Here is a 16,364-nt window from a genome sequence, read left to right on the forward strand (position 1 = left end):
ATTCAAGGACTTTACTAATATAAAAAAATTTATGTCATATCAAGCATTAGCACGTAAATATCGCCCTCAATCCTTCTCCGAAGTTGCAGGACAACAGCATGCTCTAAACAGTTTAGTTCACGCTTTAGAAACACAAAAAGTTCATCATGCTTATCTTTTCACAGGTACGCGTGGTGTGGGCAAAACTACCCTTGGCAGACTACTTGCAAAATGTTTAAACTGCAAAACTGGTGTAACTGCAGAACCATGTAATGAGTGCGAAAATTGTGTAGCTATAAATAATAATAGCTTTATCGACCTAATTGAGATAGATGCAGCCTCGCGTACAGGAGTTGAAGAAACTAAAGAGATATTAGATAACATCGCTTATATGCCTTCTCAAGGTAAATACAAAGTCTACCTAATAGATGAAGTACATATGCTTTCTAAACAAAGTTTTAACGCCCTGCTAAAAACTCTTGAAGAGCCACCGGAATATGTCAAATTTATATTAGCTACAACTGATTATCATAAAATCCCAGTAACCATACTTTCAAGGTGTATACAACTTCATCTTAAGCATATTTCTCAAACAGATATTAAAGCACAAATAAATGAAGTTCTTACCAAAGAATCAATCGAATCAGATCAACAATCTCTAGACTATATAGCATACCATGCCAAAGGTAGCTTAAGAGATGCTTTAAGCTTGACTGACCAAGCTATAAGCTTTTGTAATGGTAAGCTAGAACAAGCTAAAATAAAACAAATGCTCGGTGTTGTTGACAATGAAGAGGTTTATACTATAGTCAAAGCTATTATCAAAAATGATCCAAATGCGATACTACCCGCTGTGAAAAACCTAACATTAAGCGAATCAAATGCTGAAGCTGTGCTTGATAGGATTGCTGAAATATGGTTTAGCTGTTGTATATATAGCTTCACGCAAAGCCTTGATGTTATAAATGATATAGACATTGATATAATTAATGAAATTTTAGCTCACCTTTCTGTAGAGCAGGCTCACTTTCTGTATCAGCTAACGATATCTGCCAAAAAAGATATTTCACTAGCACCAAGTTTTGAAACTGGCGTGACTATGGCTGTGCTTCGTCTTATTGCATTTCAAAAAAAAAGCCTAAATAGTAGCGAGACTACAGATTCAAAACCTGTTGAGGCTAATCTTTCACAAGAAACTAGAAAAGATATTTCTCGACTTAAAGAAGAATTTAAACAACCGACTAAAGCAAGTCCTAGCGTAAATAATGCTCAAGAGTCTAAAGTTTCTAAGCCTATAGTAGAACATTTACCTAAACCTAAAACCGCAACCGTAATGCAACCGCAACCGCAACCGCAACCGCAACCGCAACCGCAACCGCAACCGCAACCGCAACCGCAACCGCAACCGCAACCGCAACGCGATGATACACCTTTAGATACAAAATGGTTTAATCTTTTAAATAAAATCAAAATAAAAGGGTTCACTAAGACTCTAGCTTTTAACAGCAATCTCGCAAAAGTTACAGATAACCATTTTGAAATTCATTTAAATGATGATGCTAAAAAGACTCTTGAACTAGACCCGCAATGTTTATCTAAGCTTCAAGCTAGTATTGGAGAATATTTCAAAAACCCAAGCTTTAGATTAGATATAAAAAACCATCAAACAAATCTAACAAGCTCCAACCAAAAATCTCCCGCAGAAATTAAAAGGCAGAATGCGGTAGATTTAGTTAATAACGATAAAAATGTAAATTTGATAAAAGAAACCCTAGGCTTAGATATCCTAGATGAGAATATTGAGCTGATAGATTAAGTAAAAACTGAAAAAATTTACAAAATATTTTATAGCCTAAAGATACTACTTCAATCAAATTTTATTTTATACTTAAAACATTTGCGGCGTTTTTGTCATAAGTAATATTTAATAGCTTAAAAGAAGTATCCGCGGCATTTGCTACCAATTTCTCACCTATAAAAAGCTCAAGAGACTTTAAATCATTAGCATTAGCCATATCCTCATGGCAATTAGCTGTGAATTTCCAGCCTTTTGCACCATTTTTTGTTGTAGGTTCTACCTTAGCAGACCTTCTGTCACAGTATTGTAACCAATTACCACCTAAAGCAACCTTAACTTCTTTCTCATCAATTTTGATGTCTATCTTTAAGGGATTATAAGTGTAAATTTTTGCACTAGTTCCCTTTCCCACAGCCCTATGCTCTAAAGTATTCAAACTATCGCTATAATCCATAATAAGTGAGGCACCAGTCATAAAACCTTGTTGAATAGCATAATGTCGCATTGGACGATCATTATTCTTTGAAGGTACTCTTGTTGCTTCAAGCTTAGTATTGTCTTCACTTACACCCCCAATATAAGTAGAAAAATCATTATGTAAGCCTCCTAAAAACCACCCATATGGTTGTGATATATCGTTATTTATAAATACCCAGTTACCTGTTTCTTGGAAATGAATCAAAGTTGAATAAGAAACATAATAACGATCCTTAAAACCTGGAGTTATATTGCTATCATAAATCCACACTGGCTTTTTATCCACTTGATATTTGTCAGTTTTATCATCCAAATGACACTCAAAAGGCCCAACAAACAACCCTATAGTATCCTGTAGAATCACACCATCATTTATACTATCAATAACATGCTTAGAGCCATTACCAAAATAATTTTCAGAATCTTCTCTTTTGTAAAAATTATCATAGTTCAATATAAAGCGTTCGTTCTCAGAAATGTTTGAACCATAATTAAAACTCATAAAATTTGCTGGAACATGATAACCATCAGCTACTGTATTTAAGTATGACGCAAACTTATATTTATAATCTATTTTTTTAGGGTCTATATCTTCTGTGCATGCAATACTAACGAATTTAGAGCTTGGAACATATTTGGCAATTACGCAATGTTCTTTTGCCAAATCTATATTCATTTTATTTTTATTCTCGCCTGCCACAAAAAGTAGATTACTTGTAGACCTAAAAATATCAATTTTGTTTTTTATATACAATCTATCCATGCTTGATGTAAAATCATCGATCTTTGTATTTATTTTGACAACATTATCTTTTAATTGCTCAGAAAGTGTTGTGCTTTCCTTCATATTTTTTGCGATATAAAAATCCTTATATGCAGGGTCTTTATCTATAAGAACAGTAAGTGCTTGTATAACCATGTATGTTTTTTGCATCAATATCGCATAAGTCAAATTAACTGAAGTAACACTATAATTTAAATAATCAATTGACTGAGCAAGATCCAATGATAGGTCCGTTTTAATAGAGTCCAATAAAACACTTTTATCTGTTGGTGCAGGTAAATAATTTGAATTCAAACGTTTAAGTAAGTTATCACGTAAAGAAATAATGCTATTTATATTGTCTTGAGTAATATGCAGACCACTTGTTTTATAGACTAAATTATTTTCAACATATGAAATTATCTGATCACTTTCTATATCAGGATTTATTTCTACAGGCTTGATAAAAAATGAATCATAATACAGATCTATATTACTAATTGTCTCAACAAGAAAGTCATCTGTACTTTTTAGATTTTTTGTTTTATCACTTTTATTTTTACTATTTGAAGAATCTAGTAAAAACAATGTCTTTTCAAGTTGGCTCGCATAATTTGCATAATTTGCATTATAAAAACCATCTACTATATAAGTCTTCATTATCTTCTGATTATCTTGAATAATATCTATACCTTTTTGTATTTTCTCCAAAGATTTTATAATATAGTCAAGTTTTTTTGTTACGCTCTCCTCTTGGGGGTTAATTAAAGCAAATAATGCAGATAATCCAGTTTGATTCATTAGATAATTAAATCCTGTTCCAGCTACCCCAGTTAAAATATCCTTAACCTTATTAACGGCAAAATCTTTAAATTTTTTAGAAGCCTGATCTATTTGATCATCATTATTATTTGCCGAATAATATCGGATTATTTGGTTCTTCTTTTTGAATTCACTATCATCAATACTATTGGCTTGTGCTACTGAGAAACTACATAATATAGTCATTAAAGTTAATGGTTTTATTGCATTTTTCATAATAATTTCCTTTAATTAATTTCCTACACAATAACTAATAATTAAATAATTCACTTTCTAATTAATCTAAATAGAAAGTCTGACAATCAATATCATTTTTTATTCTATTAAACTTATTTCATATAAGCTCACTTGCCACTTTAACAAAAAGAACTCTAGATAAAATACTAGTAATTATCCTAATAAATTCTTCAATTCATATTTAAGACTTAAGCAAAATCAACAATGACTTACTACATCGAACAAATATAATTATCCTAAGGTTGTTCTCTCAATCAAAAAGGCTGGTGATTCAATAGCAAAAGTTCATTGAACCTGTCGAAATGTTTGCTATTTATATAAGAGTCTGATGTTTCGATCAACTAAGCTCTAGTTATCTTGTTATCTTGAGTAATCTGATTCAATAGCCTTTCAAAGATATAAATCTAACATATTAGTATTTTTACTAGTAACATACTAATAAGATTAGGAGTAGAATACAGATATCTAAGAGTCTAGAGCAGATATGAAAGATAGATTAGATCTCGATAAGCACATAGGTCTAGAATCAAATCAAGCAATGCCTGAGTCATTAAAGTTTTTTGTGAAACCATGAATATGGCTTATATTTATATAAACCAAGACCTAAAAATAGTTGATAGCAATGATCACTATAAAAGACTTAATATTGACTCTAATACCCTCATAAAATCACTTTGCTTGAACACGCTAAAAGAAAAGAAAAAACAATACTCTAGTAATTACTTCTCTAACCATTACTGTACTTTAAGGTTTGATTTGATAAGCACAACAAGAAGTTTATATTGGATAACGATTCGTATAATAAATATTGAAGATTTTGCTAACATTAATACAGCTCAAATAGTAGAAGCTCTAAACGGCCTACCCTTATATATTTATGCCAAAGATAGCAATGGCACTTATGCTTTTTGTAATGACCATAAAAATTTTTTAGCAAATAATCCTATAAATAAAACTGATCATGACTTACAGTGGGTATCAAGTGCACAAAAACTCATAAATAATGATCAATTTACTTTAGAGTCAATGTCTCAACAATACTTTATTGAACAAATAAACATCGATAATAAAATTATAAGCTCTATATCCATAAAGACACCTGAAAACCAAATTTTATTTGGCCTTTCTATAGAGCTTAACCATATACATCAAAAGATGTTGGAATATAGTAATAACATAATCATAGGTGATAATTCTGACATAAAATTTTCCACAGGCGAAATGGAATGTATGTATTGGTCAGTAGAGGGTAAATCTGCTGCTGAAATTGCGACAATAATAAACAAATCAAAAAAAACTATAGAGTGGAATATTAACCAAATAAGAAAAAAATTAAATTGCCAACGCACATCAAAGCTTGCATATATGCTTGGGCGTTATCATGCTCATCTTATTAATGAAGTTAAGTAATATTATGATTTTAGATAAACACCATTATTTTATCGACTTCTGCAATAATATGGAAATACCTCTCATAGTATGTACAGAAGAAAAAGAAATTATTTTCAAAAATAAGTTTTTTAATATCCTATTTACTAAAGAGCCTTTTATTAAAATTCTTGAAGATACCAGTATTCTGAAAGAAAAACATTCTTATAAAGAGACTTCAGACTCAAGATTTAAAATAAGATGGGATATTGCTTTAAAAGTAAATGATTTTTTATATATAACAGCACGGATAATAGAACATATTCATAAAAAAATGCTAACCTTCATTTAAATGATTTACTAAAATTACCAATCTCAGTATTTACAAAAGATCAGAATTCTATATACATACAAGCAAATGTGCTTATACAAACAATCTTTCTAACTTTGATAATATTGAAGGTATGTCAAATTATGAGGCCTTTGATGAAGAAACAGCTATAAACTTTCAAACCAATGATAAGATAGTTTTTGATACAAAAAAAGATCTAATAACCTATGAAGCAGTAGGTCATGACCAACTATTTCTTAGTATCAAGAAATATAAAGCATACAATGATGTCCCATATATATGTATCAATATCAAAAAAGCCCATAAAAATCTTTTACTACTAGAATTAAAAAATTCTGTTGCTCCAGACATTAATATAAACCTAACAAAAGCAGAGATTAATTGCATAAACCTAATGATTAAAGGAAAAACATCTAAACTTGCATATATGGTTGGAAAATATCATGCTCACTTTTTACTAGATTTATATTAGATCATCAAACATTTTCTGTAACATAACCTGATGGATAAATTTCATTATGATCTGATTTATGAAAGTCATTCATCACCATCTTAGAAGAGTGTAAATATACGATTACATAAACAGTCGCAATTAATACTAATATAAAAAATACTTTTTTACCTACCATTTCTTGAACCTATTTTTCTTATTATTTTATTGGTATATGATATAAAAAAGCATGGATTACTTTAACTAGTAAAAATACTAATTAAAGCTCATTAACAGCTGCTTTCACTAAAGATTTCTCATTATAAAAAAGGCTTAATTTGCTTATATCTCCACCGACATTTAAGAAGATAATACCTTTTAAATTATTATTCTTAATAAATATAATTTTTTCTCTAATCGTTTTTGGGGTATCAATAGTAAGGAATTCTTTGGTACTTTTGTTATATGCAATGGCTTGACCAACCCGAGTGTTATTTTCTATTTTCCAAAAAATATTGTTTTTACTTACTAGATTCTTATACTGTAATTTTTCGATTAAATCCATTTTAGAAATATTTTCATTAGAAAATGTTTGATAAAGGCCGTTATTTAAGAATGGTACTTCGTGATAAACATAGCCGAAAGTAGGAATAGTTATAACTAGTTTTCCTGGACTGACGCCGTACCTAATATAGGCTTTCGTAGTTTTAAAGATATTTTCGGAATTTTTTTGACTGATTTGTGATGTCTGTTTTTGATCAGGGAAAAGTGGGGAACTGTAATTAGTTCTTTTTTGGATGTCTAAAGTATTATGATAATTGTATGAATTGATATTCATTGTATCTACTGTTCTTGATAGCTTCTTCCAAAAGCCAGGGTAGATTTTTTCAACCTTTTTTATTATATTAGTTCTTGCAGGAATTGTTATATCTACTTCAGCATGGAGGGTAAACTTAATTTGCTCTAAAAAATTTAAGTAATTTTGTAGTTTTTGGCGAGCGTTCTTTTGATAAAGAAAAAACCAGGTGTTAGCATACGGTTGCCAATCCACACTCACTCCAGAGAAAGTTTTTCCAAACCTTTGTACATCACTTATATTTTTTAACCTTATAAATTCGAATAAACCCTTAATAGAACTCACAAAGGGTTTAACTAGTGTTGGATTTTGTATGATAGTATTTAGCTCATTGGAATACATATCCTCTATATTTAATAAAACAAGATTGCTTTTATTTATTAGTTCTATTAAGTGTTCTAAAGTATCATCATCGTCAAGCATGAAATCTTTTAAGCATAAAGGTTTTAATTTTTGCTCAAAGAGTCTTTGGTTAGGCTTTTTTTCACATATATTAATGTCACTCCCACTATATATAGCTTTGTTTAGCACCTGATAATCTAAGCTCTTAAAGTCCTTACTTTCCTTAAGATTTTTACTAGAAATGTATCCAGAGATATCAAATGAAATACCTTGAGCAACAATGGAAGAAAGACTAAAAAATATAAAAAGTTTTTTCATTTAGATATGCTTTATGAATAGTGACTGCTTTTGTTATACCAAAACTATAGAAATATAAAAATTTAATTCTCAGCAAACTAGTATTTTTACTAGCTTTCTTTAAATGACTCAGCATAATACAATTTAAACAATTCATACGCAAAGTAATTAAATATGGCAACTAGAACTTCAATACTCTTATCGGTTTTTACAAGTCTTGGGTTAATAGCATCAGTATATGCAGATGCAAGATCTGAAATTATCCTAGAAAATAACTGTAGCTATCCTGTACAGTTTGATATTGATGCAGATGGTTCAGGAAGCAATATATCTACAGAGCTAAAACCAAATCAATATTTTTTAGCAGGGAAGTATATAAATAATAATACATTTTCGCATACAACATCAGATATTAAAGTTTATTATAATGCAGGAACACATAAAGGGAGCATACAATATCTCCTAGAAAACGGCTGGAAAAGTAATTACGCTACTTTTAAAAAGCTGACCGGTGATATCGAAGTTGAACATGATAATTTACAACAAGATTATAAGAAAAATTGGCATAGTTATTCACCAAAGTTTTCACTTAAAATTCCGACATTTACAGTTTCTGCATGTTCAAGTAAAATGAATCTAAATGGAAGTTATTTAGAAAGTATTGATAGAGTTTTAATTTTTGGTGACAGTTTAAGTGACCCTGAAAATTTATATACATATACTGGAGGAGTTATACCAAAATCCACTCCATATTACAGCGGTATGTTCTCCAATGGGATTGCTTGGTCAAATCAATTTAAAAATATGCTCAAGACATATAATATGAATGTTAGTAATTATGCCGTTGGAGGTGCAACGACAATTTTGATGCCTGAATGGGCTGACCTTGGTCTACCTTATAACCTTGGTGGAGAGCTAACTTTATATAATGTAGATAAAATACATTGGCCTAAAGATGAGCGGGTTTTAGCGATATTCTTTATTGGCGCTAACGATTATTTAACTGCTAGTAAAGATATGACTATCGCAGACATGGATCAAGCCACTAACAAAGTAGTCAATAAAATAATCACAAGCATCAAAGAGGTTAATGCCGAAAAAACACTCATTATTGGTTTGCCTAATCTAGCACTAACTATAGAATCACAAGATAAAGGTAATCAGTCCACTCTTGAGTATTTGAGCCTACATCATAATGAATTATTAGAGCATTTTGCTAACCTATCTGATTCTGTGAAATTTATTGATATATCCAAGATGTTTGTATCAATGCTAAACGATACTGAAAATTTTAATAAAAAATTTAACACCAGAATAAACCCAAAACATCTTGGTGAGTCTTGTTGGAAAGGTGGTTACTTCTTAGGAAATTTAAACACGGAACCAAGTGACGAGTTCTACCGTGAATTACTTCTAAAAAATAAAAATAATATAAGTGAAAAAAGTTTAACATTTATGAAAAGCATGCCTCTATCAGTCGATATTAAGGCTGCGATTATTGCTGGAGAAAGCGGGGAAATGTGTAATAACCCATGGGAGTATGTTTTCTGGGATAAAGTGCATCCAACATACCAGGTTCATAAAGCTCTATATCAATATGTTATGAATGAGATTGGGGTCAAACAATAATTCTAATGATTACCCCCACTTCTGCTCATATTCCTTTTTATTCCAACCAGTTCTAGCAAAATCACCTTCTACTACTAATGGTCTTTTGAAAAGCAATGCATCTGTAACTAGGAGTTTGAAAGCCTCTTCTTCAGATAAGCTATCAAACTTTTCTTTTAAACCCATCTCTGTAAAAAGCTTCCCGTTTGAATTAAAAAGATCTATTACCTTAAAACCACCTATTTCTTTAATTTGTTGCATTTCTTGCCATGTAGGCTTTTCTTTTCTCAAATTCATGTACTCTACTTTTCTACCCTTTTCTTCAAAAAACTTAAGAGCATTACGCACACTTGTACAATTATTGATTCCAAAAACTTTTATCATTTTTATCTCCGTAATTTCATTAAACATTAAAAAAAGAATCCTTTTATACCATCAAACATCATTTCAACAGCTAAAGCTGTTAAAAATAACCCCATAATTTTTGAGATTATATCCATTATATTATTACCTAAAACTTCTAGAATTTTAGGTAATTCTCTAAAAAATAACCAAAGTAAAAGAGCCACAAAAACTATACAAGCTGTAGCAATTATTTTAGCTTCTACTGTAGCAAAATAAACATGAACTTCTGAAATGGTCGCTACTAAAGTTCCAGGACCTGCTACCAAAGGCATTGCCATTGGTACTATCGCTAATTTTTTTGAATCAGTATGAACACTTGTGTTTTGAACTTGTGGAATAACTCCTATAACCCTCAAACCAAAGAAAAGCACAACAATACCTCCGCCAAATTTAAAAGCATTAATGTTTATACCAAAAGCATTTAATACGCTTATGCCAACCCATGCAACAATAGTTAGAATAATAAATACTGCGATAGCTACAGTAAGTGCAAAAACATTTTTCTCTTTCCTATTTAAAGAGTCAACTGCATTGAGATATATTCCAGAAATCGAAAATGGATTAATTATAGTCAGTAAAGTAACTATAAATTTCAAGATTATCGTGAGATGAACGCCTAAAATTATCATTAGATTTTTAATTTTAATATAACTGTTATAGATAGTATTTATCTACGGGCAAAATGTAAACCCTACTCAAAATATATTTGATTATTATTATATGTTTTTAGAATTATATCTAACTCTTGTTTAGTAAGTTTATGAGATAATTTTGGTAGGTTTTCCATATCAAACCAATCAACTTCTGTTACTTCAAAGTTAGGGTTATTTTCGCCACCAACTATTTCAGCTAAAAAAACTAAACTATAAACATTATAGATCTCACTTTGAGTGTAATTATTTCTATCCATCAATGCTAAAAATTTTGTAACTTTTATGTCAAAGCCAGTCTCTTCTTTAACCTCTTTTACACAGGTTTCAACCGGAGATAAATCAATATCGCACCACCCACCTGGAATAGTCCACTCGCCAGGAGTGTCTATATCTTGAGCCATCAAAAGCTTACCATCATTGATAATAACGACTCTTACACCAGGTTGAGGAGTAGGATAATAAGTATCTCGATATATATCATACGGTTGAACTTCAGACTTTATATATTCATGAAGCATTTTAGTGCTTAACTCTAAAAGCTCATGATAATTATCCAATGCATATTCACATTTAGAATACACAACTCCTGTATGAGCTATCGCATTTACTTTTTTTATAAATTCAAAGATTTTATCTTGATTCATTTTTTGGTATTTTATTAGAAGCTGATGATGTCATCTTATCGTTTCCAAGATTACTTTTATCGCGTTTTTTTACAATAGTAAAAATAGTTATACCTATTACTGATATAGCCAAAACCACAAAAAATATTTGTGTAAACAAAAACACTGCTTGTTGCATATTATTAAACCTTATTTATTCTTTTTATGCCCTTTCTTATTTGGCTTACAAGCTTTTAATTCATCCCTTGTAGTTGCTTTCTCAACACAAGACATACCTTCTTGCATTCTTGTAATTATCTGCTGTTTTTTAGCTTCAAATTTTTGTTGATGATTATCCGAATCTTGGGAATCTGCAAAAACCATAAAAGGTATTAGTAACACTGTTGACAATAATACTTTTTTCATATCGATAATCCTTAAATGCTAATTGACTACAACCTCAATAATACCATAACACAGAACTTATTACTGCTTTTTAATATCGGCGATTTTGGCTTTCCAGACTTTAGGACCTTGCTGATGAGCAGACACCCCATTTGAGTCAACAGCCACTGTTACCGGCATATCTTCTACTTCAAACTCATAGATAGCTTCCATACCTAAATCTTCAAAACCAACAACTTTTGCTTGCTTGATAGATTTAGAAATAAGGTAAGCTGCTCCGCCTACTCCCATAAGATATATAGCTTTGTTTTTCTTGATTGAATCAATAGTATCTTGTCCACGCTCAGATTTACCTATCATACCCATTACACCTACGTTTTCTAGCATAAACGGCGTGAACTTATCCATTCTAGTTGCTGTTGTAGGACCAGCTGGACCAACTACTTCATCACCTACAGGGTCTACAGGGCCTACATAATAGATAAATTTATCTTTTAAGTTCACAGGAAACTCTTCACCAGCTTCATACATATCTTTTAAACGTTTATGAGCAGCATCACGACCAGTAAGAATTTTACCACTAAGTAAAATATTGTCACCCGACTTTAATTTTTGAAAATCTTCTTTTGTTGCAGTTTCAAGATCAATACGCACAACATCATCATTTTGACTCTGCTCGATAACTGGCCAGTCCTCTAATTTTGGAGAAGGTAAATATACAGCTCCAGAGCCATCAAGTGTAAAATGCACATGACGAGTAGCAGCACAGTTTGGTATAAGTGCTACAGGCTTACAAGCCGCATGTGTTGGGTACTCGTTAATCTTCACGTCAAGCACAGTTGTAAGACCACCAAGACCTTGCGCCCCTATACCTAAAGCATTAACCCGATTAAAAATCTCTAGCCTTAACTCTTCAGTCTCATTTTGTGGGCCGTTTTTGATAATATCTTGCATATTTATCTCTTCACCAAGCGACTCTTTAGCTAAAAGCATAGATTTTTCAGCGGTACCACCAACGCCTATACCAATTATACCTGGTGGACACCAGCCAGCACCCATAGTTGGCAACATTTCTTCTACCCAATCAGCAATACTATCACTAGGGTTTAGTACTTTAAACTTTGATTTAAACTCTGATCCCCCACCCTTTGCAGCAATATCAATATCAATCTTATCGCCATGTACTAAATCTATATGCACTATAGCAGGAGTATTATCTTTTGTATTTTTTCTTGCACCATGTGGTGGAAATACCATAGATGCTCTAAGAGGATTATGCTCATCAGCGTAACCTTTTTTTACACCCTCATTTACAAGTTCTGTAATTGTGCGACTAGTATCATCAAGTTTCGCATCCATACCAACCTTCACAAATGCACAAACCATACCTGTATCTTGACAAATTGGGCGTTGTCCATAAGCAGACATTCTTGAATTTATCAAGATTTGAGCCATTGCATCTTTTGCTGGTTTTGACTCTTCACGATTGTAAGCTTCGTACATTGCATCTACGAAATCTTTTGGATGGTAGTAAGAAATATACTGTAAAGCATCCGCTACACTATCAATTAGATCTTGAGTTTTAATAACTGCCATAATTTATATTACCTTGAGTTTTACTATTTAGAATTGCTACAAAGTATTATAACAGTTGTAATATTTTTTTTAAGCTTGTTTTATATTGAAGTCTTAGAGTCTTTTAAAGATGCTATAACCAGATTAATAACATTGTAGCCAATCACCAAAATCAACAAACAATGAAGCTGAAATGTCGTTAATGATGTAACAATATTAAAACCAATCATGACACCAACAATACCAAACAACCCAACTATAAGAATTTTTTTAAGAGGAATTCTACCTGCAAAGATAAATGCAAAAGTAGTAACTGGTTGCTGAATAGCTCCAGCTGTAGTCATAATAGGAAAGGCCACTAATGGAGACATTCCAAGCAAAAAGAGTATCGCCTGCACTATTGCAAATAACCCAACCCCAAAGCAAACTAAGAACCCAGCGATAAACATCCCAAAAAAACCTAATACGAGCTTAGTACCAGCTAATGCGACCAAACTTCCTCCTATTGGAATTAAACCTAATAGGTTAGTAAGTAGCAAAAAAATAACAACTACAAACGAGCTTATCATGATAAGTCTAATTTTCTTTGCATCTATTTTTGAGGCATATATACCACCAATAAATCCTCCCAGGGTCGCTCCTAAAACTAAAGTGATTAGCGTTAAGGCATCAACATGTAAAACCCCTAAAAAAAAGACCGCCTCTATAGCTCCTGGAACAACTTGAGCACCATTAGCTAAAGCTGGTAAATCTGCATCTTTTACAAGTTTAAATGTCTTTGCTATAGCAATATTTATTGCAAAGCTTCCAACACCTATTGTATCTCCTATAAACGCTATAACTCCTGAGAAAGCTAGCATTATCGCCTGCCAGAAACTTAAAGTTGTTTCTTTATCTTGATGTGTTGCAACTTTATATACCATATATGAAAAACATGATAATGTTAAAATCACGATTAGTGTAACGACTATAAAATACATATACCTATGAACATCTCCAATAAAAGATAAATATTGTACTGTTTTGATTCTAAAAAACAATTTTGATATTGCAAAACCTAATCTGTGTACTAAATGTTTATTAGTGTTACATACACAATACTACTCACACAAAAAAATACAAACGCTACTATCACAGCATTTATCATATAATCTTTGCGCGACTGCAAGAGTCCTCTTTTGAAACTAAACCTATACAAAACACGAGCTACAACTACTGTAACTATCAATGCCACTACAACTGCTAACAAACTTGCCAAAATCATCTTCTACACATCCACAAAACTTATATTTTTATCAAACCATTTTTCAATCAACTTATCCGCCACCTTAGGTTCATTTTCATTTATTTCATCAGCTAATTCTGAGACTTTCTCAAAACTATCATAATACTCATTTATATCGAAAGTTGTAAATGATGATAATCCAGACTGTTCTTTACCAAGTACATCTCCAGCACCTCGAATTTCTAAATCTTTTTCTGCCAAATAAAAACCATCTTGTGACTCGCGAATAAGAGACAACCTTTTCTTGCCAATCTCACTAATTTTATCACTATATAGTAATATACAATAACTCTCTTTTGAGCCTCTCCCAACCCTACCACGCAACTGATGAAGTTGTGAAATACCTAGCCTTTCGGCGTTATCTATTATCATAATACTTGCATTTGGCACATCGACCCCAACCTCAATTACAGTTGTAGCAACCAATATATCGTATTTAGCAGCTTTGAAATCACTCATAACTTGGACTTTTTCTTTAGACTTCATGCTCCCATAAACCAAACCAACCCTTTCAGCACCCAGCTCTTGCGAAAGCTCTTGATGTAGTGATTTGACATCTTGTAAAGTATCTAGCTCTTCCGATTCTTCGACTAGTGGACAGACCCAATAAATCTGTTCTTTATTTGCAACAGCTTGTTTTAATTTAGCAATAAGATTTTGCTTTTTAGTTCGGTTGAGAATAGTTGTAGTTATTGGCTTACGATTTGGTGGTAGCTCATCAAGTATCGAGAGCTTTAAGTTACCATACAAAGTCATCGCTAGAGTTCTAGGAATAGGCGTTGCAGATATTATTAGTTGATGTGGAGCTTGAAAACCCACGCCACTACCTTTTTGCATAAGGGCTAGGCGTTGTTCCACACCAAAGCGATGTTGCTCATCGACTACTACTAACCCAAGATTGTTATATTCTACTCGTTCTTGAAATATTGCGTGCGTGCCAACTACTATACATTTTTTAAGCGTACTTACCTTCTCTAGACTAGTTCGAGTTTGCTTAGCTGTTAGCTTACCTAGAAGTGGCACCACCTCAATATCTGTATCAGCAAAAAAATCACTCAAGAATGCAAAATGTTGCTCTGCCAATATTTCAGTAGGTGCCATTATCGCAGCTTGATAACCTGAGCTTACACAAGCATATAGCGCCATTGTCGCAACTATAGTTTTACCAGCCCCCACATCGCCTTGAAGCAGACGTATCATAGTATTATTACTGCGTACATCTGTGAGAATTTCAGCTATAGTTCTATCTTGAGCTATTGTAAGTTCATAGGGAAATTTTTGTTTGAAGCTTAATAAATCTTTATCAGCAACTTTTAGACTAGGCGAGCTAGTTTTAGTGCTATCCTTTTTTACACTTTCTTCCGCTAACTTATAAGCAATCATCTCTTCAAATTTTATAGAGTAACGAGCTTTTAGAAGATATCTTTCTTCAAGAGTATTTGCTAATGCGTGGATTATGTACAATGAATCTGTATAATCTAATAAACTATATTTCTTTAAATATTTTTGAGGCAATAAATTCTCAACAGTCTTTGACTGTAATACCTTCAACACTATATTAGACACAACCTTATCAGAAATTTTTGCCAACCGATAAACCGCTGATATCTTCTGTTCAATCGTTGATTTGCCGTTCTTAACAATTGACCACTCAGGATGTACCATTTGTGTACTTGAAGATAAATCCACCTTACCATAACATCGCACAGTTTCAGCATTCTCAAGCATAGATATTTGATTTGGATAAAAGCGAAACATCACAATAGTACAGCTAGCAGTATTATCTGTAACTACAAATTTCAGAAACTTCCTCCCAAATCTATTATGGCTAATATGACTAATTCGGCCTTCTATAAGATATGTATAACCAAGCTGAAGATTTGCTATAGGTGTAACATTTCGAGTATCTTTATACGCTTTTGGAAATATAGTTAAAATTTTCTCAGGAGTATTTATTCCATATTTTTCAAGCATTTTTACAGTAGCCTCACCTACACCGGAGCAATCTAACAATTCCATAAAACACTTAAAAAACGAAACAAAACTATATAAATTTTAACAGCTTGATAGTAAATGTGAACAAACTCATTGCTAAAGTAAGTCATTATTG

17 protein-coding genes are annotated in these 16,364 nt (G+C 32.0%); 5 read left to right on the top strand and 12 right to left on the bottom strand.

Annotated features, from left to right (window positions below):
• Positions 1 to 31: 31 nt before the first annotated feature.
• Positions 32 to 1,795 carry a DNA polymerase III subunit gamma/tau gene (dnaX, locus tag CDH04_RS08155; protein ID WP_112870545.1) on the top strand — a complete coding sequence of 588 codons (1,764 nt, stop codon included), beginning with the start codon at positions 32 to 34 and terminating at the stop codon, positions 1,793 to 1,795.
• Between the two features lie 61 nt (positions 1,796 to 1,856).
• On the opposite strand, the gene CDH04_RS08160 is transcribed toward dnaX, so the two are convergent.
• Positions 1,857 to 4,055 carry a hypothetical protein gene (locus tag CDH04_RS08160; RefSeq protein ID WP_112870546.1) on the bottom strand — a complete coding sequence of 733 codons (2,199 nt, stop codon included), beginning with the start codon at positions 4,053 to 4,055 and terminating at the stop codon, positions 1,857 to 1,859.
• A gap of 591 nt (positions 4,056 to 4,646) precedes the next feature.
• On the opposite strand from CDH04_RS08160, the gene CDH04_RS08165 reads away from it, so the two are divergent.
• From CDH04_RS08165 to CDH04_RS08175, 3 genes are all read left to right on the top strand, one after another.
• Positions 4,647 to 5,486: a helix-turn-helix transcriptional regulator gene (locus CDH04_RS08165; RefSeq protein ID WP_112870547.1), complete on the top strand. Its 840-nt coding sequence runs from the start codon at positions 4,647 to 4,649 to the stop codon at positions 5,484 to 5,486.
• 4 nt (positions 5,487 to 5,490) lie between these two features.
• On the top strand, positions 5,491 to 5,796 hold the full coding sequence (locus CDH04_RS08170; protein ID WP_162699219.1) for a hypothetical protein: 306 nt from the start codon (positions 5,491 to 5,493) through the stop codon (positions 5,794 to 5,796).
• A gap of 112 nt (positions 5,797 to 5,908) precedes the next feature.
• Positions 5,909 to 6,268 (top strand): hypothetical protein, encoded by a 360-nt coding sequence (locus CDH04_RS08175; RefSeq protein WP_112870549.1) that lies wholly within the window; start codon positions 5,909 to 5,911, stop codon positions 6,266 to 6,268.
• A gap of 4 nt (positions 6,269 to 6,272) precedes the next feature.
• On the opposite strand, the gene CDH04_RS09825 is transcribed toward CDH04_RS08175, so the two are convergent.
• Complete coding sequence (locus CDH04_RS09825; protein WP_162699220.1) at positions 6,273 to 6,425, bottom strand: hypothetical protein; 153 nt, start codon at positions 6,423 to 6,425, stop codon at positions 6,273 to 6,275.
• An 81-nt stretch (positions 6,426 to 6,506) separates the two neighbouring features.
• The gene (locus CDH04_RS08180) at positions 6,507 to 7,742 is read right to left on the bottom strand and encodes a glycoside hydrolase family 18 protein (protein WP_112870550.1); all 1,236 of its coding nucleotides are present in this window, start codon (positions 7,740 to 7,742) and stop codon (positions 6,507 to 6,509) included.
• Between the two features lie 153 nt (positions 7,743 to 7,895).
• Between CDH04_RS08180 and CDH04_RS08185 the strand changes: the two genes are divergently transcribed.
• Positions 7,896 to 9,350 (top strand): SGNH/GDSL hydrolase family protein, encoded by a 1,455-nt coding sequence (locus CDH04_RS08185; RefSeq protein WP_112870551.1) that lies wholly within the window; start codon positions 7,896 to 7,898, stop codon positions 9,348 to 9,350.
• Positions 9,351 to 9,359: 9 nt separating this feature from the next.
• On the opposite strand, the gene CDH04_RS08190 is transcribed toward CDH04_RS08185, so the two are convergent.
• The 9 genes from CDH04_RS08190 to CDH04_RS08225 form a co-directional block, all read right to left on the bottom strand.
• Positions 9,360 to 9,713, bottom strand: a complete 354-nt coding sequence (locus tag CDH04_RS08190) for an arsenate reductase family protein (protein ID WP_112870933.1) — start codon at positions 9,711 to 9,713, stop codon at positions 9,360 to 9,362.
• A 26-nt stretch (positions 9,714 to 9,739) separates the two neighbouring features.
• On the bottom strand, positions 9,740 to 10,330 hold the full coding sequence (locus CDH04_RS08195; RefSeq protein ID WP_234393466.1) for a MarC family protein: 591 nt from the start codon (positions 10,328 to 10,330) through the stop codon (positions 9,740 to 9,742).
• Between the two features lie 95 nt (positions 10,331 to 10,425).
• Entirely contained in the window at positions 10,426 to 11,031 is a 606-nt protein-coding gene (locus CDH04_RS08200; RefSeq protein WP_112870552.1) for an NUDIX hydrolase N-terminal domain-containing protein, read from the bottom strand.
• The gene (locus CDH04_RS09830) at positions 11,018 to 11,188 is read right to left on the bottom strand and encodes a hypothetical protein (protein ID WP_162699221.1); all 171 of its coding nucleotides are present in this window, start codon (positions 11,186 to 11,188) and stop codon (positions 11,018 to 11,020) included. The genes CDH04_RS08200 and CDH04_RS09830 overlap by 14 nt, the downstream gene beginning before the upstream one ends.
• Before the next feature lie 11 nt (positions 11,189 to 11,199).
• Positions 11,200 to 11,415, bottom strand: a complete 216-nt coding sequence (locus tag CDH04_RS08205; protein WP_112870553.1) for a hypothetical protein — start codon at positions 11,413 to 11,415, stop codon at positions 11,200 to 11,202.
• Between the two features lie 60 nt (positions 11,416 to 11,475).
• Positions 11,476 to 12,990: a fumarate hydratase gene (locus CDH04_RS08210; protein ID WP_112870554.1), complete on the bottom strand. Its 1,515-nt coding sequence runs from the start codon at positions 12,988 to 12,990 to the stop codon at positions 11,476 to 11,478.
• Between the two features lie 80 nt (positions 12,991 to 13,070).
• Entirely contained in the window at positions 13,071 to 13,949 is an 879-nt protein-coding gene (locus CDH04_RS08215) for a sulfite exporter TauE/SafE family protein (protein WP_162699222.1), read from the bottom strand.
• A gap of 89 nt (positions 13,950 to 14,038) precedes the next feature.
• Entirely contained in the window at positions 14,039 to 14,233 is a 195-nt protein-coding gene (locus CDH04_RS08220) for a hypothetical protein (protein ID WP_112870556.1), read from the bottom strand.
• 3 nt (positions 14,234 to 14,236) lie between these two features.
• Positions 14,237 to 16,273 (bottom strand): ATP-dependent DNA helicase RecG, encoded by a 2,037-nt coding sequence (locus CDH04_RS08225; RefSeq protein ID WP_112870557.1) that lies wholly within the window; start codon positions 16,271 to 16,273, stop codon positions 14,237 to 14,239.
• Between the last annotated feature and the right edge of the window lie 91 nt (positions 16,274 to 16,364).

The sequence above is a fragment of the Francisella adeliensis genome, from assembly GCF_003290445.1.
GTDB classification, from domain to species: Bacteria; Pseudomonadota; Gammaproteobacteria; order Francisellales; family Francisellaceae; genus Francisella; species Francisella adeliensis.